28 protein-coding genes are annotated in these 20,738 nt (G+C 39.9%); 19 read left to right on the forward strand and 9 right to left on the reverse strand.

All coding sequences use genetic code 11. The features are described 5' to 3' along the window. Positions 1-12 precede the first annotated feature (12 nt). The 12 genes from hisB (at position 13) to CQA63_RS03695 (ending at position 9,024) form a co-directional block, all read left to right on the forward strand. Complete coding sequence (hisB, locus tag CQA63_RS03640) at positions 13-615, forward strand: imidazoleglycerol-phosphate dehydratase HisB (RefSeq protein ID WP_104699564.1); 603 nt, start codon at positions 13-15, stop codon at positions 613-615. Then, a complete protein-coding gene (locus CQA63_RS03645; RefSeq protein ID WP_104699565.1) occupies positions 612-1,106 on the forward strand; it encodes a KdsC family phosphatase in 495 nt (164 codons plus the stop codon). The genes hisB and CQA63_RS03645 overlap by 4 nt, the downstream gene beginning before the upstream one ends. Further along, positions 1,087-1,620, forward strand: a complete 534-nt coding sequence (locus CQA63_RS03650; protein WP_104699566.1) for a hypothetical protein — start codon at positions 1,087-1,089, stop codon at positions 1,618-1,620. Before CQA63_RS03645 ends, CQA63_RS03650 begins: the two co-directional genes overlap by 20 nt. Further along, positions 1,620-2,087 (forward strand): lipopolysaccharide transport periplasmic protein LptA, encoded by a 468-nt coding sequence (gene lptA, locus CQA63_RS03655; RefSeq protein ID WP_233706568.1) that lies wholly within the window; start codon positions 1,620-1,622, stop codon positions 2,085-2,087. The genes CQA63_RS03650 and lptA overlap by 1 nt, the downstream gene beginning before the upstream one ends. After that, positions 2,084-2,752: a ribosome biogenesis GTP-binding protein YihA/YsxC gene (yihA, locus tag CQA63_RS03660; protein ID WP_104699568.1), complete on the forward strand. Its 669-nt coding sequence runs from the start codon at positions 2,084-2,086 to the stop codon at positions 2,750-2,752. The genes lptA and yihA overlap by 4 nt, the downstream gene beginning before the upstream one ends. Continuing rightward, a complete protein-coding gene (locus tag CQA63_RS03665; protein WP_104699569.1) occupies positions 2,749-3,219 on the forward strand; it encodes an N-acetyltransferase in 471 nt (156 codons plus the stop codon). The genes yihA and CQA63_RS03665 overlap by 4 nt, the downstream gene beginning before the upstream one ends. A gap of 47 nt (positions 3,220-3,266) precedes the next feature. Next, positions 3,267-3,638 (forward strand): hypothetical protein, encoded by a 372-nt coding sequence (locus tag CQA63_RS03670; protein WP_233706569.1) that lies wholly within the window; start codon positions 3,267-3,269, stop codon positions 3,636-3,638. Continuing rightward, positions 3,635-5,419: a penicillin-binding protein 2 gene (gene mrdA / locus CQA63_RS03675; protein ID WP_411710130.1), complete on the forward strand. Its 1,785-nt coding sequence runs from the start codon at positions 3,635-3,637 to the stop codon at positions 5,417-5,419. The genes CQA63_RS03670 and mrdA overlap by 4 nt, the downstream gene beginning before the upstream one ends. Before the next feature lie 9 nt (positions 5,420-5,428). Next, complete coding sequence (gene pseB / locus CQA63_RS03680; protein WP_104699571.1) at positions 5,429-6,427, forward strand: UDP-N-acetylglucosamine 4,6-dehydratase (inverting); 999 nt, start codon at positions 5,429-5,431, stop codon at positions 6,425-6,427. Positions 6,428-6,501: 74 nt separating this feature from the next. Continuing rightward, complete coding sequence (locus CQA63_RS03685) at positions 6,502-6,993, forward strand: ferritin (RefSeq protein WP_104699572.1); 492 nt, start codon at positions 6,502-6,504, stop codon at positions 6,991-6,993. 72 nt (positions 6,994-7,065) lie between these two features. Further along, positions 7,066-8,292 carry a bifunctional phosphopantothenoylcysteine decarboxylase/phosphopantothenate--cysteine ligase CoaBC gene (gene coaBC, locus CQA63_RS03690; protein WP_104699573.1) on the forward strand — a complete coding sequence of 409 codons (1,227 nt, stop codon included), beginning with the start codon at positions 7,066-7,068 and terminating at the stop codon, positions 8,290-8,292. 9 nt (positions 8,293-8,301) lie between these two features. Then, the gene (locus tag CQA63_RS03695) at positions 8,302-9,024 is read left to right on the forward strand and encodes a hypothetical protein (protein ID WP_104699574.1); all 723 of its coding nucleotides are present in this window, start codon (positions 8,302-8,304) and stop codon (positions 9,022-9,024) included. Between the two features lie 135 nt (positions 9,025-9,159). Here the strand turns inward: CQA63_RS03695 and CQA63_RS03700 are convergent, their stop codons facing one another. Beyond that, entirely contained in the window at positions 9,160-9,411 is a 252-nt protein-coding gene (locus CQA63_RS03700) for a hypothetical protein (RefSeq protein ID WP_104699575.1), read from the reverse strand. Between the two features lie 263 nt (positions 9,412-9,674). Here CQA63_RS03700 and tpx point away from each other — a divergent pair, with 263 nt between their 5' ends. Further along, a complete protein-coding gene (tpx, locus tag CQA63_RS03705) occupies positions 9,675-10,169 on the forward strand; it encodes a thiol peroxidase (RefSeq protein WP_104699576.1) in 495 nt (164 codons plus the stop codon). A gap of 222 nt (positions 10,170-10,391) precedes the next feature. On the opposite strand, the gene CQA63_RS03710 is transcribed toward tpx, so the two are convergent. The 8 genes from CQA63_RS03710 to CQA63_RS03745 all read right to left on the reverse strand — a co-directional run bounded on the left by CQA63_RS03710 (position 10,392) and on the right by CQA63_RS03745 (position 16,090). Further along, positions 10,392-10,742 (reverse strand): TM2 domain-containing protein, encoded by a 351-nt coding sequence (locus CQA63_RS03710; RefSeq protein WP_233706570.1) that lies wholly within the window; start codon positions 10,740-10,742, stop codon positions 10,392-10,394. Between the two features lie 104 nt (positions 10,743-10,846). Further along, complete coding sequence (locus tag CQA63_RS03715; protein WP_104699577.1) at positions 10,847-11,491, reverse strand: TetR/AcrR family transcriptional regulator; 645 nt, start codon at positions 11,489-11,491, stop codon at positions 10,847-10,849. 97 nt (positions 11,492-11,588) lie between these two features. Further along, positions 11,589-11,999 carry a Holliday junction resolvase RuvX gene (gene ruvX, locus CQA63_RS03720; RefSeq protein ID WP_104699578.1) on the reverse strand — a complete coding sequence of 137 codons (411 nt, stop codon included), beginning with the start codon at positions 11,997-11,999 and terminating at the stop codon, positions 11,589-11,591. A 2-nt stretch (positions 12,000-12,001) separates the two neighbouring features. Further along, a complete protein-coding gene (locus CQA63_RS03725; RefSeq protein WP_104699579.1) occupies positions 12,002-12,793 on the reverse strand; it encodes a DNA-processing protein DprA in 792 nt (263 codons plus the stop codon). Continuing rightward, complete coding sequence (locus CQA63_RS03730; RefSeq protein WP_233706571.1) at positions 12,793-13,737, reverse strand: divergent polysaccharide deacetylase family protein; 945 nt, start codon at positions 13,735-13,737, stop codon at positions 12,793-12,795. Before CQA63_RS03730 ends, CQA63_RS03725 begins: the two co-directional genes overlap by 1 nt. Positions 13,738-13,747: 10 nt before the next feature. Then, entirely contained in the window at positions 13,748-13,978 is a 231-nt protein-coding gene (gene minE, locus CQA63_RS03735; protein WP_104699581.1) for a cell division topological specificity factor MinE, read from the reverse strand. Further along, positions 13,975-14,784: a septum site-determining protein MinD gene (gene minD, locus CQA63_RS03740; RefSeq protein WP_104699582.1), complete on the reverse strand. Its 810-nt coding sequence runs from the start codon at positions 14,782-14,784 to the stop codon at positions 13,975-13,977. The genes minE and minD overlap by 4 nt, the downstream gene beginning before the upstream one ends. Before the next feature lie 97 nt (positions 14,785-14,881). Next, positions 14,882-16,090 (reverse strand): argininosuccinate synthase, encoded by a 1,209-nt coding sequence (locus CQA63_RS03745; RefSeq protein WP_104699607.1) that lies wholly within the window; start codon positions 16,088-16,090, stop codon positions 14,882-14,884. A gap of 289 nt (positions 16,091-16,379) precedes the next feature. On the opposite strand from CQA63_RS03745, the gene CQA63_RS09720 reads away from it, so the two are divergent. The 6 genes from CQA63_RS09720 to CQA63_RS03770 all read left to right on the forward strand — a co-directional run bounded on the left by CQA63_RS09720 (position 16,380) and on the right by CQA63_RS03770 (position 20,731). After that, positions 16,380-16,517: a hypothetical protein gene (locus tag CQA63_RS09720; RefSeq protein ID WP_158655444.1), complete on the forward strand. Its 138-nt coding sequence runs from the start codon at positions 16,380-16,382 to the stop codon at positions 16,515-16,517. 117 nt (positions 16,518-16,634) lie between these two features. Further along, positions 16,635-17,606 carry an ABC transporter substrate-binding protein gene (locus CQA63_RS03750; RefSeq protein ID WP_104699583.1) on the forward strand — a complete coding sequence of 324 codons (972 nt, stop codon included), beginning with the start codon at positions 16,635-16,637 and terminating at the stop codon, positions 17,604-17,606. Then, positions 17,603-18,370 (forward strand): ABC transporter permease, encoded by a 768-nt coding sequence (locus CQA63_RS03755; RefSeq protein ID WP_104699584.1) that lies wholly within the window; start codon positions 17,603-17,605, stop codon positions 18,368-18,370. The genes CQA63_RS03750 and CQA63_RS03755 overlap by 4 nt, the downstream gene beginning before the upstream one ends. Beyond that, positions 18,367-19,116, forward strand: coding sequence for an ABC transporter ATP-binding protein (locus CQA63_RS03760; protein ID WP_104699585.1), 750 nt, complete (start codon positions 18,367-18,369; stop codon positions 19,114-19,116). Before CQA63_RS03755 ends, CQA63_RS03760 begins: the two co-directional genes overlap by 4 nt. A 69-nt stretch (positions 19,117-19,185) precedes the next feature. Next, on the forward strand, positions 19,186-19,731 hold the full coding sequence (locus tag CQA63_RS03765; protein ID WP_104699586.1) for an OsmC family protein: 546 nt from the start codon (positions 19,186-19,188) through the stop codon (positions 19,729-19,731). Further along, complete coding sequence (locus CQA63_RS03770; RefSeq protein ID WP_104699587.1) at positions 19,712-20,731, forward strand: acyl-CoA/acyl-ACP dehydrogenase; 1,020 nt, start codon at positions 19,712-19,714, stop codon at positions 20,729-20,731. Before CQA63_RS03765 ends, CQA63_RS03770 begins: the two co-directional genes overlap by 20 nt. Positions 20,732-20,738 lie beyond the last annotated feature (7 nt).

Genomic DNA, 20,738 nt, shown 5'->3' on the forward strand with positions numbered 1-20,738 from the left:
TAAGGAGCAAATATGAAAGAGGCACAACGTATTCAAAAATCCCGTAAAACCAAAGAAACAGATATTGCATTAGAATTGCTGCTTTATGGCAAGGGGAGTGGGCATATACAAAGTGGCATAGGGTTTTTTGACCATATGCTAGAAGCTTTAAGCAAGCATGCCCTACTTGATTTAACACTCCAATGCAAGGGTGATGTGTATGTTGATGGGCATCATAGCATTGAGGATTGTGGCATACTCTTAGGGCAGGCATTCAAGGAGGCGATTTATCCTGCAGCGGGCATTGAGCGATTTGGCAATGCGAGTGTGGTTATGGATGAAGCCTGTGCAGAATGCGATATAGATGTAAGCAATCGTGCGTTTTTAGTCTTTGACACACATGCCTACAAACTCCCTTTTAAAGGTATGGTAGGAAGCCTTGATGTGGAGCTTGTGGAAGAGTTTTTCCGCGCATTATGCTTTAATGCAAATTTGAGTGTGCATATTGTTTTAAAAAGAGGCAAGAATCTTCATCATATTATCGAGGCTATCTTTAAAGCCTTTGGTGTGGCGTTACGTAGGGCATTACACCCAAATCCTAGAATCTGCATTCCCTCCACAAAGGGTGTGTTGTGATAGAGCTTTTAGTATTTGATGTTGATGGCACACTCAGTGATGGCAAGGTATATTACTCACAAAGTGGAGAGGAGATAAAGGGCTTTCATATCCGCGATGGATTAGCTATCTATGTGTGGAATCACCTTTTAGGGCGCAAGAGTGCCATTATCACAGGCAGAGAATCCTCCATAGTACGCAAGAGAGCAGAAGAGCTAGGCATAGAGCATATTTTTATGGGAGTGAGAGATAAAAAGGAGGCACTTTACAATCTCCTTAAAGACTTACAATTGCAAGCAAAGCAAGTGGCTTGTATTGGCGATGATTTGAACGATTTGGGTATGTTTGTGCTCTGTCCCTATGCCTATATGCCTAAAAATGGCGATAAAGCATTAAAAAAATATGCCTACAAAGTGCTCAAAACTCGCGGTGGCAATGGAGCTGTGCGCGAGATGATAGAAGATGTCTTAAAGCTTAATGGAGATAAAAAACTTGAAAAATATTTCTTATAGAATCTATGCGTTTTTTATCGCGCTTTTGTGCTTTAGCCTAAGTAGTATTGTGTTTTTCACGCAAGATAATGAGCTTCACAAAAGCATTGGCAAAGAAGTGCCAAATATTGAAATCACAGACTTTACTTTATATCGTAGCAATCTTGCATATACACAGGCAATTGTTTTTGGCAAGCAGGCATTGCGATTTGAAGAGCATGAGGAGCTTTATGAAGTCTTTATTAATCAGCTAAACAACACACTCAATGAATATATGTATGCCCCATATGTATATAGCAAGAATCAAATTTATACATTCTCACAAGGCGTAGATTATTTACGCGTAGATGGGCTTGGATTTTGGAGTAAAATGGGGGTGTATGACTACAATAAAAGAATTTTTAATGGTAAAGATGACTTTATCCTCTATGATAAAAGCACACAAAGCAGGGGACAAAATATTTATTATGATATGCCCGGTGGCAAAATCAAGGCAGATTCTATAAAAATTGATATGGCTATGGGGAGTAAATAATGTATAAAATAGCCCAAATACTCTGTATATGTGCGGTATGTGCCCTTGCTTCAACAGAACAACTCCAAGTGAGCGCAAAGAAAATTGAGAGTGATCTCAAAAAGGGGCAAACGCTCCTTAATGGTGATGTGGTGGTAACAAAAGGCGGAGATACGCTCTGGGCAGATAAGGTGCTGATTGAAACCAATAAGAAAAATCAACCTACCCGCTATGTGGCTAGCGGAAATGTGAGATTCCATACAAAGCTCCCCGATAAGGAATTTAAAGGCAAGGCAAAAAAAGCCATTTATGATGTGCAAAAAGATGAGTATCAGCTTATTGATAATGCGATGATTGAAGAAGTGGGCAAGCAAAATAGCATTAAAGGCGATGTGATTACCTTTAGCCCATCTACGGAAGAAGCCCTTGTAAAAGGCTCAGACAAAAAGCCCAGTGTGCTTACATTTATCATGGAGCCATCGCCATGATACAAGTGCTTGAATCTGCCTTTGTCAAAAGCGCAAGCCATATAGGCAATGCCCCAGCCCCGAGTGCTTCAGAAATTGTATGTCTAGGGCGGAGCAATGTAGGCAAAAGTACGTTTATTAATGCGATTTTAAATAAGAATCTCGCCAAAAGCTCTGCTACCCCGGGTAAAACGCGTCTTATGAACTTTTTTTATTCACTATGGGCTATGGATAAAGAGCGCATTCCGCTTATGTTTATTGATTTGCCCGGATTTGGATATGCCAAAGTCAGCAAGGCTACTAAAGAAGAGTGGGGCAAGGTTTTACTTGATTTTTTACACAAACGGCAATCGATAAAGGTATTTTTACATCTTATTGACTCAAGACACCCTGATATGGAGATAGACAAGACAATGAATGCCATGCTTAAAGATATATGTGCCAATGATCAAGCCATCTTAAATCTTTATACCAAAGCAGATAAACTTACACAATCTGCTCTCAATGCCCTTAAAGCCCACATACAAAAAACACATACGCAAAAAACACATACGCAACAAACCAATGCCTTAAACGAGAATAAAACAAGCTTTATTTGTAGCGCTATTAAAAATCATCATAAATTCACCTCTATCCCTCAAATAAGAGAGGAGATTATTTCTTTTGCATTAGGACTAAAACGATGACTTTTGATATAGTAAAGCCCACTCTTAGGGATATTCCGGCTATGCGTGAAATTGTCAGTATTGAAGTGCAAAATGGTCTTATTTTAGAGCGAAGTGAAGATGAAATGGCAAATGCCATTCGCTCCTATCAACTTGCCAGAGAGAGCCAAAGTGGAGAGATAGCAGGATTTTGTGCATTATATATTTATTCTAGAGAGTTAGCAGAGATTCGCTCTTTAGTCGTTAAAGCCCCTTTCCGCGGCTTTGGGCTAGGAAGCAAACTTGTGCAAAAGGCTGTAGATGAGGGGAAATCACTTGGATTAAAGGAAATTCTCACCCTCACCTATCAAGCCAATTTGTTCCAACGATTGGGTTTTGTTATAATTGAAAAGTCTTTTTTACCAAATCACAAAATATGGGCGGATTGTATTAAATGCAAACATTTTCCAATATGCGACGAAATAGCTCTTATAAACAAGCTTTCTTAGGATTCTTATTATTTATAGGACTATATACATATAAGAGTGCAGCAAGTATGCAAATATGGCTACCCCCGCTTATGGGCGTATGTTTAGGCTTATTTATACGATTTGACAAGGAAGATAATTTCTATGCGTTTTTAGCTATTCTTGCATGGATAATGCTTATAGAATCACAAAATAATCTCCCTATGGGTATGGTTTTAGGCTTATATACGGGGCTCTATTTATTTGCTATACCGCGTTTGCAAACACTGCTTACCACTTCTCGCATTACATGGGTTATTTATGTATTTTTAGCCTATAGTGGGTTTTATATTCTTGCATTCATTATCGATACATTTATGGGCAGTGCCATTGCCCCAAGCATTTGGATCATTCTCTATTTTATTACATTTGAATCTATCATAGCGATGTTTTTATCATGAATATTCGTCATAAAGTCTTTATACTTTTTATGATTATTATATGGTCTATAATCTGTATCCGGCTTTTTATCGTTAATGTCATTAATAGCCAATATTATGAAAAACTTGCAAGAAACAATACCTTTAAAACAGAGGTATTGCTGCCTATGCGAGGCTTGATTATGGATAGAAATGGAGAGCCCTTAGCCATTAATGAACTAGGCTTTTCTATCTCGCTGATACCCAAAATACGCAACAAAGCGATTATTGACAAAGAGGTGCAACGCATTGTCTCCTATCTCCCATTTTTAGATAAAGAGAAGCTTATTTATATCTATCAAAAAAATAACCATGTATATAATCATGCCCCCGTTGAACTTGTGAATTTTGTCCCCTATATTCAAATGCTTAAAGTCTATGCTCATCTTAAACGCTCCCCTTATGTAGTCATTGCTGCCAATTCCAAGCGATTCTACCCCAATGAAAGCACAGCCTCACATGTAATTGGCTATGTCGCAAAAGCAAATGAAAAAGATATGCAAAACAACCCCCTCTCTCTTTATAGCAAGGTCATAGGCAAAGAGGGCATAGAAAAAACCTATAATAGCTACTTGCAGGGCGATGCGGGCTATAGAAAGTCTCAAATCAATTCTCTATATAAAGAAATCAAACTCTTGCAAGAAGATAGTGTCTTGCAGCGCAATGATTTAGTGCTTTCACTTGATTTAAACTTGCAAGAGAGCATTGATGCGGAGTTTGGGGAGCGCTCTGGGGCGGTAATTGTTATGGACGTTCATAATGGTGAGATTCTCGCAGCAGGCAGTTACCCTGAATATAATATTAACTATTTTGTTGATGGCATTAGCTTTAAAAATTGGCGAGAATTAACAGAAAATGTCCATAAGCCCCTTATCAATAAGCTTGTGTATGGACGTTATCCGCCCGGCTCGGTCATTAAAATGGGTATGCTTTTAAGCTTTTTAGAATTTGCAAATATTACAGAGGATACCATTATCCAAACACCGCCTTTTGTTGAATTTGGAGGGAGGAAATTCCGCGATTGGAAAGCTTCAGGGCATGGGAGTGCTGATGCACTCAAAGCCATTAGAGAATCTGTAGATGTATATTTTTATATCCTTTCTCAACGTGTGGGGATTGAGCATATCTCAGGTGTGCTAAAAAGAATGGGTATAGGGGAACTCACGGGGGTAGATATTCCTAATGAAGTAAGCGGTATTTTGCCCACGCCAGAGTGGAAATTACGACGTTATGGGGCACAATGGTATATAGGAGACACCATCACGACTTCCATAGGGCAGGGCTATTTCCTCTCTACCCCTATGCAGATTGCACGCTATACCGCCCTTATCGCCTCTGGTAAGCTTGTAACGCCCCATTTTGCAAAAGATTTTAATGGGCAAAGCAGCACATTTGAGAGTAAAGATATACTCAATGACATACAAAAATCAAAACTCCACATTCTACGCAAAGGTATGTACCAAGTTTGCTCAACGCCGGGCGGGACAGCATATAACCGCACACAAGGCACACAAGTAAAACTTGCTTGCAAAACAGGCACAGCCCAAGTGGTAGGTATCCCCCAAGATGTACAAAAACGGATTAAAGAATCTGAAATGGAATATTTCCATCGCTCTCACGCGTGGATTACGGCGTTTTTACCTTATGACAAACCACAATATGCCATAACCATCCTTATCGAGCATGGCGGGAGCGGAGGGAATGGAGGACCCCTACTTGTAAAGATTGCAAACAAACTCAAAGAATTAGGCTACATAAAATAAGGAGCATATATGAAGCATTTAGTCGATGGCAAGACAATTCTCATTACAGGTGGGACAGGAAGCTTTGGTAAGAAGTTTGTGGAGATATTATTAAAAGAGCATAATCCCAAAAAAGTCATCATCTATAGTCGCGATGAACTCAAGCAATATGAAATGGCACAAGTCTTTACTGATAAAAGAATGCGCTATTTCATAGGAGATGTGAGAGATAAAGCGAGGCTTGAAATCGCCCTTAATGGAGTAGATATTTGTATCCACGCCGCAGCCTTAAAGCATGTGCCCATTGCAGAATATAACCCTATGGAGTGCATTAAAACCAATATTGATGGTGCAAGCAATGTCATTAGTGCCGCCCTAAGTAATAATGTCAAGCATATAATCGCCCTTAGCACAGATAAAGCAGCTAATCCCATTAACCTCTATGGTGCAACCAAACTTTGCTCTGATAAGCTTTTTATTAGTGCTAATAACATCAAAGGCAGTAAAGATTCTAAATTTAGTGTTGTACGTTATGGGAATGTGGTGGGCTCACGTGGCTCGGTGATACCATTTTTCCAAAAGCTTATTGAGCAAGGGGCTAAAGAGTTGCCTATCACTGATACGCGTATGAGTAGGTTTTTTATCACTTTAGAGAGAGGCGTGAATTTTGTCTTAAAAAGCCTAGAGCGTATGCATGGAGGGGAGATATTTATCCCTAAGATTCCTAGTGTGAGCATTACTCAACTTGCCCTTGCCCTCGCCCCGCACTTGCCTCATAAGATTATCGGTATTCGCGCGGGGGAGAAGCTACATGAAGTTATGGTCCCTAGCGATGATTCTCGTTTGTGCATAGAGTTTGATGACTTTTTTATCATCGCCCCAACCATTACCTTTCAAACACCTATTGACTACCGCACCACACTTAAAGGTGAGAAAGGTAAGGGCGTGAAAATGGGCTTTGAATACAGCAGTGATAAAAATACTTGGTGGCTCACAGATAGTGATATTCTCAAAATAATCCAAAAATGATAAAATTTTAAGGAAAGTATCAGAAAACACATTTTACAATTCCTTGTTTTTAAATTCTCATTAAAGGACACAAAATGATTTCAAAAGAAATTATCAAATTGCTCAATGAGCAAATCGCAAAAGAAATGTATGCAGCAAATCTCTACTTAAGTATGAGCTCTTGGTGCTATGAAAATAGCTTTGATGGTGCGGGATTGTTTTTATTTCAACACGCTGATGAAGAAAGCGGGCATGCTAAACGTTTGATAACCTACCTTAATGAAACAGATTCTAAGGTGAATATCGCACAAGTAGCTGCTCCAGAATCAGACTTTAAAGGCTTGCTTGATGTGTTTGAAAAAACTTATGCCCATGAGCAAAAAATCACACAATCTATCAATGAGCTTGTGGATTTCACGCTTAAAAATAAGGACTACTCTACTTTCAACTTCTTGCAATGGTATGTAAGTGAGCAACATGAAGAGGAAGCACTTTTCCGCGGGATAGTCGATAAAATCAAGCTTATTGGACTTAAAGATGATGGTCCTTATCTCGCTGATAGATTCATTAAAGACCTCACAAAATAACCTCAAAATAAGCTTTTCTTTGCTAGATTTTTAGAATCTAGCAAACTCTTAATATAGAGTTAAGGAGAGCGTATGCACCATATATTCACTCATAAAAAAATCCTTATTTGTATCACTGGAAGTATCGCTGTATATAAAATGCTTGATTGCATTTCTCATCTTTATAAATGTGGTGCGCATATCAAAGTCATAATGAGCCAAGAGGCGTGCAAATTTGTCAATCCCCTAAGTTTTGAAGCCCTTAGTCGTAATATTGTGCTAAGTGAATCTACCCAAAGCTGGGCAAGTGAAGCAGGCGAAGTAGCCAATCATATTAGCTATGCAAAATGGGCAGATGTAGTGCTTATAGCCCCAGCGAGTGCTAATAGTATCGCTAAACTTGCTTGTGGGATAGCAGATTCTGTACTTTTAAGCGCAATCTTAGCCTCAAATGCCCCCAAAATTCTCGCTCCTGCGATGAATACGGCTATGCTAGAAGCCCCACAAACTCAAAACAATATCGCCACATTGGCACAAATGGGCTATGAAATTATCCCTCCACGTGCTGATTTGCTTGTATGTGGAGAGCAAGGGAGCGGGGCATTAGCAGAACTAGATGAGATTATATTTGCTCTTGCTAAGGCATTCCTTGTGCATTCATTTTGGGCAAAAAGACCAGTGCTTATTACCGGAGGGGGCTCAAAAGAGGGCATTGATCAGGTGCGCTATATTTCTAACCATAGCAGTGGCAAGCAAGCAAGTGCTTTAGCGCTGGCATTTTATGCGCTTGGAGCGGAAGTGTGCTTTATCTCTAGTGCATTTCCTATAAAGCTCCCCTTAGCCATAAAGCGCATTCACACCCAAAGTTTAGAATCTTTTGACCAAGCGATCCATAGCGAGCTAGAGAAGCTTAGTAAGACGGATAAAAAGCCTATCTTGCTTATGGCAGCAGCTCTTGCAGACTATGCCCCGCATATACAAACAGGCAAGCTCAAAAAGGAGCAAGTGGGTAAAACACTTATGCTCCCCTGCTATCAGACAAAGGATATTCTCGCTCAAATCCCTAAACACCTTGCCTATAAGGTAGGCTTTAAAGCAGAGCTTGATGAAACACACGCCTTAAAGCACGCACAAGCGATGCTAGAAAGCAAAGGCTGTGAAATGGTGTGCTTAAATGTCATTAATGAGCAAAATCCCTTTGGCAGTGAGTGCAATAGCATAAAACTCATCACAAAATCAGACACACAAACCATAGAGGGGAGTAAATTTGAAGTGGCTTTAGGTATAGCACAAGCCCTGCAAGGGCTCATACAGGCTTAAGGAGACTCTATGCTTAAAGCTTTAGAGAAAATCTCTCATGCCCTAAAACACACCCAAACCCCTAAACTTTATAATGCACAGCTACCCTTGCTTATTAAGGTTATTGCTAAACTTAAAGGTGATACCTATCTCTTGCAAGTGGGAGCGCAAAAAATTGAGACTAAAAGTCATAAAGCCCTGCAAATAGGCGAGCGCTATTGGGCAGAAATGGCTAAAAGCTCTCTAGGGCATATCACATTAAAAAACCTTATCCCCCAACCTAAAATTATTGAGATGTTTTCCCACGCACCACTTCAATTTTCTTTGCAGGATTTGCAAGAATTAGGCAAAGAGAGTGATATATTTGAGGGATTTAAAGAATTTTTGAGTGCTAAACTCGCAGAGGCAAAAAGCAAGGAGGAATTTATATTTTTAGGGAATCTCCTTTTAGGGCTTAAAAATGGTGTGCTTAGCCTTGTGATTGGTGAGAAAAATGAAGTCCTGCAGATAAAAAAAATAGCCACAAACAAAGTCCGCTTTAGTGCGATAATGCCACTTCTTGGAATTATAGAGGGCGAGATTAGCCTACCTCATAAGCATTTAAGCATAAAGGTGCTTTATGAGAGCACAAAAATCCTTTTAGAAAAACACCTTGAGCTCTTAGTGGGCTTTAATGTAGCTTCAATCACCCTAGAGAAATCCCTAAGCCCGCTTTATGAGTATAAGGAATCCTTGCTTGATGTCAGGGGGTAGTGATTTTAAGCCCTAAAAATATCTGCTATCTTTATGCCATATCTTTAAGGCTAAAGCCCCATTGTGAAAAAATGTGCGAGAAAATGAGTAAGTAAGAAGCAGGGCTTGCTGTGAGTTTTATAGTGAGCATACATTTCACTGCTTAAAGAAGCTAAGGAGCTTTATATATTTAGCTAGCAGGCACAAGGGGAGCTGAATAGACTCGCTTAAAGTGCTAACACGCAAAGAAATTGCTTTGTCGGCTCTTGCTTGCAAAGCAAGCAAAGAATCTCTTTCAAAATACACTAAAGATTCTAAAGGAAACTCCTCATCTCCGCTCACGCCCAAACACAAGAGCGGCAAGAGGTTGAAATCCAAACAGAGATGTTTGGGCTTACTCTCTCTCATTACCCTTTTTGCAAAAGGCTTAATGTGGCAACAAGCCAAACCCACTACACAAGGGAAATAAGGATTCAAAGCTCATATATCCCCACAATGCAATCTCTGCAATCCCCCAAAAGCAACACCCACATAATCCTAAACCATATATGAGCATTTACTCAAATCCTTTCTTATATGTTTGATAATCTAGGCTAGGATTCCGCGATTGTATGAAATTTCACTTTTATTTCTACAAGAAACATTTTACAACACATATGAAAGGATAAAAGATGGTTACTTTTAAAGGCGCTCCTGTGAGCTTAAAAGGCAAAGAAGCAAAGATAGGTGATAATGCTCCTAAAGTGGAGTTAGTAGCGGGTGATTTAAGCCCTAAATCTGTTGGCGGGGCGAGTGGGAAATATCAGATTATTAATGTCGTCCCCTCACTTGATACCGGTGTATGCGCGACACAAACAAGAACCTTTAATCAAAAGGCAGCAAGCTTAGCTAATACTGAAGTGTTTGTCATCTCTTTAGATTTACCCTTTGCACAAGGGAGATTCTGCTCAACTGAAGGGATTAAAAATGTGCTAGCCTTAAGTGATTTTAAAAGCAAGGCATTTGGTGAGGCTTATGGAGTAGTACTTGGCGACTCGCCTTTGGAAGGGCTTTTGACACGCGCTGTTTTTGTCATAGATCCACAAGGTAAGCTTATCTATAAAGAAATCGTGTCTGAAATCACAAATGAACCCAATTACGAAAACGCTATTAATGCCATAAAATAATGCACAGAGCATTTTAATATTCATTAAGCCTTGTGGGCACCCGCCCAAGCAAACTTAAGAGTTTGCATAAGGCTTAAGCTTGCTTTTAACCCCCCTGCTTAATATTTTGCGATAACCCGAATATGCACAGAGAATGAAATAGTCAAAAAAACTTAATGCTAAAAGCACAATTTAAATACTATAAAGATTAGTGCTTTATAAAGGTGCTATTGCTTTTGTTCTCTATACATTGCAGAGCAGCAGTTGATTATTAATCTTCTCAAAATTATCGCGTTTTATGCCTTTCCATACAAGGAAAAAATCTACAATTGTCCAAATCAAGCCAAGCAAGATAAAGCAAGATAAAAATTTCGCTATGCCTAGCCCAATATCACCCTTATAGTATCTATCTACACCCAAGCCACCAAATATAAATCCTAGTATCAAGCCTATAACAGGGCTTTTGAGTTGTAGCATTCCAAAACTTGCAATTTTCTGTTTGTCTTCTATTTTAGCAAGCCTTGCTTTGAGTAACTCTAAAGATTCTTGAGGGACTTTACCATCCCAATTGCTCGCTACAAGCGAAGCTTCCACAATATTTTCTTGTGTTTTTCCATATTTGCTCCTTTATTCTTACTTTAAAGAAGCAATTATACACGCCCCCGGCACTGAAAAGAAAATATTCCTAAATAATGAGATTAAAGCATAAGCTCCCGCCAAACTTCCAAAGCTTTCATATTAAAATCCTCATCAATTAAGCTAAGCCCGACCCCCTCGCACATAATCCGCAAATGCCGCAGTTTGTGTATATATTCATTTTGTTGCAGGGGATAGAGCACATTATCAAGCCACACATACATAGCCCAAAAAAGCATTTCACTTGCCGCCTTAGGATAGGCTACATTTAAGGACGCATCGGCATTTCCCTCTTCGATGATAGATTCCAAAATCGGGCAGATATGAGTATTATGCCTCAAGCGATAAGCAAGCGCCAAAGAAGAGCCAAAAATCTCCCTTGAATTCCGTATAAACACCTTATGTGCGATAATTAGGCTAAAATGCCGCAAAATAATCCCCTTAAGCTTATCTCTGCTATTACTTGAATAAAGCCCAATATGTGAGATATTATTTATCTCATGCTCATAGCGCGCCAAAATCTCTTCTAAAATCTCTTCTTTATTCCTAAAATGATGATAAATCGCCCCCTTACTTAAGCCTTGTGCGGCGAGCTTATCGACAATATCTTGCATTTTAACTTCCACAAAGCCATGTGTATTAAAAAGCTTGAGTGAAATATCAAGGATTTTTTGTATGGTTTTTTTGGGTGTTCTACTTCTTGGCATAACTTTCCTTTATGATAAATATTGACTAAAAATATAGAGATATATAACATACTATATGAAAACAAAAGTATGTTAAGAGGCTTGTAGCCATTATATATTAGGAAAGATAAGATTCTATATATCGTTCTAAAATAATGCAGGCACTTAAAGAATCTATCATGCCATTTTTTTGTGCCCTAGCCCGGGTTTTGACTTTCATATACCCTAAAGATTCTAAGGCTTCAATACTTGTATAGTCTTCATCTATAAAAATAATCTCCCCCTCAAAGCATAGCAATGAGATAAAATGCCTTATGCGCCTTTGCCCCTCTTCATGCCTTGCCCATCCGCCACTAGGTAAGCCCACTACAAGCCTCTCTATCTCCCGCTCTTTGAGCAATTTATCTAAATCTCTAGCAGCTTGGTTGCGATTAATGCGTATAATCGCCTCTAAAGGCAAAATAATGCCATGCATATACACTGCTAGCCCTATATGTTTTAACCCCACATCACAAGCAAGTATATTCATAGCTACAGCACCACGATATTACTACCTTCCCTTGCTATTTTCCCCATAAGCTCGTATTCATAAACTTTCTCGCCAAATCGCTCATACACTTCTTCAAAGCTAGGGTTACTCGCACAAAATGCCAAAAACTCATCATCATGCCCTACTTTCAGCTTAAGCGTAGATTCCACAAAGTCATTTATATTATAAATACCTTGCGCACGTTGCTGGCTTAAAAGCATTTGCGTACCCTCACTCTCGCCCAAACGATGAGGGAAGACAAAAAGCGGCTTTCGAAGTTCTCTGGCGATTCTCGCACTCTGCATTGAGCCACTCATCTTATCTGCTTGGGGTATCACCACATAATCACTTAGAGCGATCACAAGGCGATTGCGCTCTAAAAAGCTATAGTGATGTGGCTGATACCCACGCTCATATTCACTCATCACTAACGCCTCCCTCATCATTTGTGCAATCATCTTGGCATTACTTTTAGGATAGATAATATCAAGGCTTGATGGCGAAAGCATAATCGTGCGCGGAAAGGCATAGCTATGGGCGATAATATCCACACCTAACGCCCCTCCACTTACAACCACACCCCCACATCTACTAATTTTAGCTGCAAGGCTAGCCACTAAGGACTTCGTGTAAGGATTAGGCTTCCTCGTGCCCACAATGGCAACCTTAGGGACAATAGAAAGCAAGCTCTGATCCCCACAAACAAATAATTCCTTTGGAGGATTGGGTAGCTCCTGCAAGGCTTGGGGAAGCTCTGCAAGGGAAAGTGTTTTAGGGAAATCAAATGCTGGCATTATGGTTTAAAGGGTGCGCGCACATAGTGTAAAGTCTCACTGCCTAAGAGATAAGATTCTAACTCTTGTGGAGAGAGCAACTCCACGGAGGCATTAAGCTGGGAGCTCATCTGATGAAGCGCTTTAAAGGTATTATTATGCGGGTGGCAAATGCCAATGGCATAGCCCTTATTTTTTGCCTTAGCAATAAGTTCCTTTAATTGAGCCTTAATATAACCCACACTTGTTTGATTATCTAAAAACACATCACGTGCCATAATAAGCCTATTTTGCTCCTTAGCTATACGCTCACTTGCACTCTGGGCGATAGTAACACTATCGATAAACTTTAACCCCAACTCATCAAATATCTCTAAAAGATTACGCATATCATCATAACTTTGTGTAAATTTACTTCCTGTGTGATTATTAATATATACAAGAGAGGGGAAATCTGCCTTAATATCTGCTAGCCTCTGCCTTAGGAGGGATTTTTGAGTGCCTACTTTAATAGGTGCAAGCTGGCTTTGTGCAAATTGCAATGCTTCAAGCGGCAAATGGAGCATAAATGCCCTCTCCTTTTTCTCTAAATCTTGTGCAAGCTCGGGGGTTATCGCCGTATGCTTGGTTTTAGGGAAAAGTGAGGGTATTACATTAAGTTTAAGCTTCTCTAGCTTTTGAATCTGCTCTAAGGTAGAAATATCATCCATAATTAAAAGCACTTTGGGCTTTTGTGAAGAAGATTTTAAAGGTTTTAAAGATTTGAGAGTTTGGGGTTTAACATCTTCGCTCTTTGGCTCATCTTTATCTAAAACAATAAAATTATCATAATGAAAAAACACTCTACCCAAGCCATAAACAAAGGGGTGATCGCTTATCTTTGTCGCATTAGCATTATCAAAATGCACAAGAGAATCTGCCATAGTATGGCATAGCATACATATGAATATACAAAAACCCCTCACTCTATATGTCCTATTTATTGCCTAGAGTGATTTGCACTTCAAGGGTATTAATATGCTGATTGCTATTGGTAGTAAAATAAATATCACTTGCTTTGGTATATTTCTGCACTACTTGCAAAATTTCCTTTTTCATATCTTCTAAATAAGGGATATTGGCACTACGTTCATGGGATAAAACTAATGTAAGACGCTCCTTAGCCTTTGAAGCACTCTTGTTTGAGTTAAATCCAAATAAATTCATTTAAATATCCTTCTTAAGGCTGCCATAACGCCATCATTCTCAAAAGATTCAAACTCCACATCTTCGCCTAAGATTCTCCTTGCAATACGCATATAGGCTTTCGCACTCGGGGCTTGTGTGTAGATGACAGGCTCGCCTGTATTAGTCGCACTTACGATTTTACTATCCTCTGGGATAATCCCAATAAGTGGCAGGGCAAGTATGCTAAGCACATCTTCAACACTTAGCATTTCGCCCTTTTTAATCAGCTCTGGCTTAATACGATTAATGATAATATGCTTTTGCACCTCTTGCTTATTTTGCGCCCTTAAAGATTTGGCATCAATAATGCCTATCACCCTATCACTATCGCGCACAGAGCTTACTTCAGGCGTTACCACAATAAGAGCCCTATCAGCATAAAGTATCGCATGTTCAAAGCCCCCCTCAATCCCCGCAGGAGAATCAATCAAAATATAATCAAACTCTGCTTTAAGCTCTGCAATCAGCTTGCCTACTTTGTCTTTATCAAGGATCGTTTTATCTTTTGTCTGTGAAGCAGGGAGAAAGTAGAGATTTTTGGTTTTTTTATGATTAATCAAGGCTTGAGAGAGATTGCATTTACCCTCCATAATATCAATCACATCATAGACTATGCGATTTTCTAGCCCAAGGAGCATATCAAGATTCCGCAAGCCTATGTCAAAATCCACCGCTACTACCTTCTTATCGCTTAAGTGCATAGCAAGCCCCACGCTTAAATTTGCTGTAGCTGTGGATTTCCCCACGCCTCCCTTACCTGAAGTGATGGTAATAACTTCTGCCATATATTTCTCCCTTAAAATACATTAAGCCGCCCTCAAAGCAACCCAAACAAAAGCGACATTCTATAATGCTAAACTTTACAATGTGCTTTAAAAGCACTTAGCCCCGAGTTTTACCCGCGATGATAAAGCGCAAGGCATTGAGTTTAATAAACCCTGCAGCGTCCTTTTGATCATATACAGCATCTTCCTCAAATGTGCTATATGCAGGGTTGAAAAGTGAATGAGGCGAACTTCTCCCCACAACAATAACATTACCCTTATAGAGCTTTAAGCGCACAACCCCGCTTACTCTCTCTTGTGTTTTATCAATCAAAGCCTGCAGCGCCTCTCTCTCCGGGCTAAACCAATAGCCATTATAAATAAGCTCAGCGAATTTAGGCATGATAGAATCTTTTAAATGTGCCTCCTCTCTATCAAGGCAGAGGGATTCTATAGCGCGATGGGCTTTGAGGTAAATGCTCCCCCCGGGCGTTTCATAGCAACCCCGTGATTTCATACCCACATAGCGGTTTTCCACTAAATCTAGCCGCCCTATGCCATGCTTTGCGCCCAAGAGATTAAGCTTATGCCAAAATTGTGCGGGGCTAAGACTTGCTCCATTTATGGCTATGCCATCGCCTTTTTCAAAAGTAATGCTTATACTCTCTGGCTCATTGGGGGCATTCATAGGTGAGGTACTCCAACGCCACATATCTTCCTCTGGCTCAGCATTTGGGTCTTCTAATATCTGCCCCTCATAGCTAATATGCAGCAAATTTGCGTCCATAGAATAAGGCGATTTATTGGGCTTTTTATCAATGCTAATACCCGCAGATTCCGCATAAGAGAGGAGCTTCTCTCTACTATTTAAATCCCACTCTCTCCAAGGGGCAATTACTTTAATATTTGGATTCAGTGCATAAGCCCCTAGCTCAAATCGCACTTGGTCATTTCCCTTACCCGTAGCCCCATGAGCGATAGCATCAGCCCCTACACTTTTAGCAATCTCTACAAGCCTTTTAGCAATCAAAGGGCGCGCTATGGAGGTGCCAAGCAAATATTCCCCCTCATATATGGTATTCGCCCGAAACATAGGGAAAACAAAATCTGATATAAACTCTTCCCTTAAATCTTCAATAAAAATATTTTCACTCTTTATGCCGAGCTTGAGTGCTTTCTCTCGCGCACTCTCTACCTCTTCACCCTGCCCAATATCTGCAGTAAATGTTACCACTTCACAATGATAATTATCTCCTAGCCATTTGAGTATCACACTTGTATCAAGCCCACCGCTATATGCTAAAACCACCTTTTTAATCGCTGCCATTGCCTTAACTCCATATAAAAATTCTAAAAATAGGTAAATATTATAATCTAAAATATCTAAAATGTAGGCTATCAAGCCCTTGAGAATCCTCTTTTGAATGCTCTAGCAAACTCTCCACTTTGTCATTCTAAACCCTTTTTGAGGTGTAGAATCTGCCCAAACTCTAAGCGACAGCAAAAATTATCACATCTAAAGAGAGCAAAGCGACCCGAAGAATCTCTATTCGAGTTACTAGAGTGTTATGAGAGATTCTTCGCTCAGGCTTTGCCCTCCCGCAAGAGGCGACAAAATGGCGAATGTTCTAGCGATTCCCTTATGCCTTACTTCACTTTCAATTTTCGCTCCTAACCAACGTATAGCAAGCCCAAAATTGGGTAAAAAAGTAGCACAAAAATACAAATATATTAAAATACATATTGTAATTTAAAAAATATGTAAAATATTGGCTATGATTCTGCCCATAAGTTTAAGAGAAACTTAAGAACAATCTACATTCTAAATTTGGAATAACAATAAAAGTATATGAAAATAAGGAGTTGGGGGAATGGACAGACGAGATTATTTACATCTTTCTTATAAAGCAGCTTTGCTTGCGGGCTTTAGCCCTTATGTGTGGGGGGTAGAGCCACAGATTTTCAAAGATTCTAAAGGTGCTATAAAGATTGGCTATTTGCCTATCACAGACCATTTGCTTATCATCGCTAAAGCCTATAGGAATGCAGCATTCACACCTGTGAAGTTTGCTTCTTGGGCGGATTTAAGTGAGGCTTTGCGAAGCAAATCTATCGATGGGGCTTTTATTCTTACGCCTCTTGCACTACGACTTAGGGCAAGCGGGCTTGATATTAAAGCCCTCTTAGCAGCTCATCGCAATGGCAGTGCATTAGTAGTGAAAAAAGGCATATTACATAATAAAGAAATTGCAAATCTCAAGGGGCTTAAAATCGCTATTCCTAGTAGATTTTCTACGCATTATCTCCTACTTTGCAATCTTTTGGCTTTGGGGAATCTCAGCATAAATGATGTGAAGCTTGTAGATATGGCTCCTCCCGAAATGCTTTTCGCCCTGCAAAGCTCAAATATAGATGCTTTTATCGTGGCAGAGCCCTTTTGTATCGCGGCACAAAATGCGTCTTTGGGCGATGTATTTATCCTCTCTAAAGATATTATTAATAATCACATTTGCTGTGTTTTAAGCTTTCATAATCAAGTGCTAAAAGATCGCACACAAGAAGTTTTTGCTTTGGTGAGAGATTTTCTCTCAAGTGCGGCATTTATTAATAGTGATACAAAAGGTGCAGCTAAGCTCTCTTCTGCCTTTTTAGGGCAGAAACCCGCACTTATTGAAAACTTGCTTGCCATAAATGAGCGGGTGGTGTATAAGCATCTCAAGCTTGAATCAGCTGATATTAAGCATACATTAGCTGATATGAAAACATACAAGGTCGATGAAAAAATCACCATTTCTTATGAAGACTTTGTAGATAATTCATTTATAGATGAGTTTTTGCCATGAAAGCTCTCTTTCCGCGGTTTGTTTCGCTCATTTTGCTTGTTTGCTTCTTGCTGTATTGGGAGTTTTTAAGCGGAGTGAGGCAAAGCTATGAGCTGGGCGGGGCTATCCCTCCTTTAAGTGTGGTGTGGGAGTGTTTTTTGGAGCTTAGCTCTAGTGGGGTTTTGCAAAGTGCTATTGCTCTTTCACTCTCGAGGTTTATTGTGGGCTTGAGTGTAGGCTCATGTATGGGGATTATTGTAGGGCTTATTTTAGGGCGATTTGTGCGCTTAGAGTTAGCCTTAGAGCCATTTATCCAGCTTTTGCGCCCGATTTCCCCCATTGCGTGGCTGCCTATCATTGTCTTTTTCTTTGGCATTGGTGAGCTCGGGTGCATTTTTGTGATTGTTTATGCTGTGTTTTTCCCTGTGCTTTTGCTTAGCATAAGTGGAGTGAGAAACATAGACAAGGCACTTTTAGCCATGGCACATAACTTTGGCGCAAAAGAAGGCTTGATATTTGTAAAAATCATCTTACCCGGGGCTTTTGTGTATATTGCAAGTGGGCTAAAGCTCGCCGCAAGCATAGCGTGGATACATTTGGTAGCGGGAGAAATGCTAGGCATACAAAGTGGGCTTGGGTATTTAATCATTGATGGGAGAAACCTCATACGCACAGATATGATAATTCTATCTATGTTTTTCATAGGGATTTTAGGCTTTGGAATCCACCTTATTTTTAGCTTTTTGGAGAAGCTTATCCTAAAGAGACTGGGGGAGGGGGTATGATACAGATAGAGCACATAAGCAAAAACTTTGAGGGCAAGGAGATTTTAAAAGATTTATCGTTGAGTGTCGGGCAGGGGGAGTTTGTCGCCTTATGCGGTAAAAGTGGCTGTGGTAAGAGCACTTTGCTTAATATCATCGGGGGGTTTGAGTCTTTTGATAGTGGGTGTGTGAGCATAGCGGGGAGAGAGTTTAAAGAAAGGGTGAGGGTGCGGGGCTGTGTGAAGATTGCGCAAGATTACGCGCTTTTGCCTTGGAGTAATGCGCTTGATAATGTAGCCTTTGGGCTTAGGGCAAAGGGTTTAAGCACAAAGGAAGCTAAGCAAGAGGCGAGATATTATCTAAATCTTGTGCATTTGCAAGGCTTTGAGAGTGCCTTTCCTCATACTTTGAGCGGAGGGCAAGCTCAAAGGGTGGCTTTGGCTCGGGCTTTAAGCGTGAAGCCTGATATTTTGCTTTTAGATGAGCCCTTTTCTGCATTAGATTCCTTTACAAAAGAGGCTTTACAAAATGAGCTTTTACATATCTCTCATCAGCTTAAAACCACAATGATTTTTGTAACGCATGATATTGAAGAAGCCATTTTTCTAGCTTCAAGGGTTGTTGTTTTACAAGAGGGTGCTAAAACCACGCAAGTAAGCATAAAACTTGATAAAACACTAAGAGATTCTTTAGAGTTTTTAAATCTCAAAAGAGAAATTGCAAACCTCATATCATATGGCACTTTGGGGCTAGAGTATAGCATTTGATACTAGAGCTTTTATCATCGCGGTTATAAAAGCCCTAGTATTAACTAGAATCTAACACAAAGGATTAAAATGAAAGTAGCACAAACTTCTTGCACAAGGCTAGAGCCTATCAGTAAAAGTGGCTTAGATGAGCTCATTAAGCAAGGCAAGGCAAACCCCAATGCCATAAAAACATTGAAGTGTAAAACCATAGCTGAGGGGAAGTTTAGACATGCCAATTATATTCGCAATCTCCCAGCTTATATAGTCGATGAGCCGCCGACACTTTTAGGCGAGGATAGCGCGCCAAACCCAAGCGAGGCACTGCTAGCCGCACTTGGGTCTTGCTTAGCTGTGGGGATTCACGCTAATGCTGTAGCTAATGATATAGTGATTTATAAGCTTGAGCTAAAGCTTGAAGCGGATATTAATATCACTTCAGTATGGGGAAGCGGAGATTTAAGCCAAGACAAACCTTTAGGCTTTAGTGCCATTAGAGTTAAAGTGGATTTAGAATCTAATGCGAGTAAGGAGCGTGAAAAAGAGCTTATTGCTCATGCCAAAAAATACTCCCCTGTGGCTAATACATTAGAAAAAGCTGTATCGGTGTCAATTAATGAAAGTATCAATCGATAAAACACTTGAGCTAACACTTCTAAAACTTAGCTCTTTGGGGAGGGAGATTCAAAGGGGATTATACCCCTATAAGATTCTAAAAGAGCTAGGGGATTTAGGGCTTTATGCGAGCTTTTATAAAGAGGGGCAAAAGGGCTTTGTAGAGGCATTTAATAACATCGCTTTAATCTCAAAAACTTGTGTGAATACAGGCTTTTGCGTATGGGCACAACTAGTGTTAAACTACTATTTATTACATAGCCATTATGGGGATAAGCCACTTTTTAGGCAAATAGCTTATGGGGAGATTCTAGGCGGGAGTGGATTATCAAATGCGCTTAAAAGCTTTGCAGGGATTGAAGCAAATAAACTCCGCGCTAAAGGGGATAGCAAGGGGTATATTATCAATGGCACACTGCCTTATGTCTCAAATTTAGGAGCATTAGAGCAAGGGCGCAATGTAAGTATTTTTGCCTTTATAGCAATGGCTAAATCTGGGCATATTATGGGCTTAGCAAGGTGTTGTGAGCTTAGACTTAAAGATAGAGATGAGTTTTGCGCATTTAAAGGGAGTGCTACAAAGAGTGTAGTTTTTAAGGATTATTGCTTGCCCTTTAGTGATGTGTTAAGTCTTTCTGCAAGCTCCTTTGCTGCTAAAGTAGCTCCGGGCTTTGTCTTACTTCAAGTGGCTTTAAGTGCGGGGGTGACTTGTGGGGCTTTACAGAGTTTAGAGAAACATCAACCACACATTGCCAAAACGTTAGAGGATAAAAGGCAGGTGCTTTATGATAGGGCTTTAAGGTTAGCCAAAAATCCTACAAAGAGCAGGTTTAAAGCTATTTTAAGGCTAAAAATAGCCTTTGCAAACTTAGCTTTAAAGGCTACGCAAATGGCTCTGCTCTGTGCTCAAAGTAAGGGTTATAAAGAAGAAAGCAAGGAGTGCAAAATGGCGTTAGAAGCGATATTTTGTGCCAATATTAGCCCCTCATTTTCCCATATACAAAGGATTTTAGGAAGTTAATAAAGTT

The sequence above is a fragment of the Helicobacter marmotae genome, assembly GCF_003364255.1.
In the GTDB taxonomy this organism is placed as follows: Bacteria; Campylobacterota; Campylobacteria; order Campylobacterales; family Helicobacteraceae; genus Helicobacter_C; species Helicobacter_C marmotae.

Bases quoted from the DNA above. Each gene is read 5' to 3' on its own strand.
- hisB (WP_104699564.1), top strand. From the start codon at position 13: ATGAAAGAGGCACAACGTATTCAAAAATCCCGTAAAACCAAAGAAACA.
- lptA (WP_233706568.1), top strand. From the start codon at position 1,620: ATGTATAAAATAGCCCAAATACTCTGTATATGTGCGGTATGTGCCCTT.
- yihA (WP_104699568.1), top strand. From the start codon at position 2,084: ATGATACAAGTGCTTGAATCTGCCTTTGTCAAAAGCGCAAGCCATATA.
- CQA63_RS03665 (WP_104699569.1), top strand. From the start codon at position 2,749: ATGACTTTTGATATAGTAAAGCCCACTCTTAGGGATATTCCGGCTATG.
- CQA63_RS03670 (WP_233706569.1), top strand. From the start codon at position 3,267: ATGCAAATATGGCTACCCCCGCTTATGGGCGTATGTTTAGGCTTATTT.
- mrdA (WP_411710130.1), top strand. From the start codon at position 3,635: ATGAATATTCGTCATAAAGTCTTTATACTTTTTATGATTATTATATGG.
- pseB (WP_104699571.1), top strand. From the start codon at position 5,429: ATGAAGCATTTAGTCGATGGCAAGACAATTCTCATTACAGGTGGGACA.
- CQA63_RS03685 (WP_104699572.1), top strand. From the start codon at position 6,502: ATGATTTCAAAAGAAATTATCAAATTGCTCAATGAGCAAATCGCAAAA.
- coaBC (WP_104699573.1), top strand. From the start codon at position 7,066: ATGCACCATATATTCACTCATAAAAAAATCCTTATTTGTATCACTGGA.
- CQA63_RS03695 (WP_104699574.1), top strand. From the start codon at position 8,302: ATGCTTAAAGCTTTAGAGAAAATCTCTCATGCCCTAAAACACACCCAA.
- CQA63_RS03700 (WP_104699575.1), bottom strand. From the start codon at position 9,411: ATGAGAGAGAGTAAGCCCAAACATCTCTGTTTGGATTTCAACCTCTTG.
- tpx (WP_104699576.1), top strand. From the start codon at position 9,675: ATGGTTACTTTTAAAGGCGCTCCTGTGAGCTTAAAAGGCAAAGAAGCA.
- CQA63_RS03715 (WP_104699577.1), bottom strand. From the start codon at position 11,491: ATGCCAAGAAGTAGAACACCCAAAAAAACCATACAAAAAATCCTTGAT.
- ruvX (WP_104699578.1), bottom strand. From the start codon at position 11,999: ATGAATATACTTGCTTGTGATGTGGGGTTAAAACATATAGGGCTAGCA.
- CQA63_RS03725 (WP_104699579.1), bottom strand. From the start codon at position 12,793: ATGCCAGCATTTGATTTCCCTAAAACACTTTCCCTTGCAGAGCTTCCC.
- minE (WP_104699581.1), bottom strand. From the start codon at position 13,978: ATGAATTTATTTGGATTTAACTCAAACAAGAGTGCTTCAAAGGCTAAG.
- minD (WP_104699582.1), bottom strand. From the start codon at position 14,784: ATGGCAGAAGTTATTACCATCACTTCAGGTAAGGGAGGCGTGGGGAAA.
- CQA63_RS03745 (WP_104699607.1), bottom strand. From the start codon at position 16,090: ATGGCAGCGATTAAAAAGGTGGTTTTAGCATATAGCGGTGGGCTTGAT.
- CQA63_RS09720 (WP_158655444.1), top strand. From the start codon at position 16,380: ATGGCGAATGTTCTAGCGATTCCCTTATGCCTTACTTCACTTTCAATT.
- CQA63_RS03750 (WP_104699583.1), top strand. From the start codon at position 16,635: ATGGACAGACGAGATTATTTACATCTTTCTTATAAAGCAGCTTTGCTT.
- CQA63_RS03755 (WP_104699584.1), top strand. From the start codon at position 17,603: ATGAAAGCTCTCTTTCCGCGGTTTGTTTCGCTCATTTTGCTTGTTTGC.
- CQA63_RS03760 (WP_104699585.1), top strand. From the start codon at position 18,367: ATGATACAGATAGAGCACATAAGCAAAAACTTTGAGGGCAAGGAGATT.
- CQA63_RS03765 (WP_104699586.1), top strand. From the start codon at position 19,186: ATGAAAGTAGCACAAACTTCTTGCACAAGGCTAGAGCCTATCAGTAAA.
- CQA63_RS03770 (WP_104699587.1), top strand. From the start codon at position 19,712: ATGAAAGTATCAATCGATAAAACACTTGAGCTAACACTTCTAAAACTT.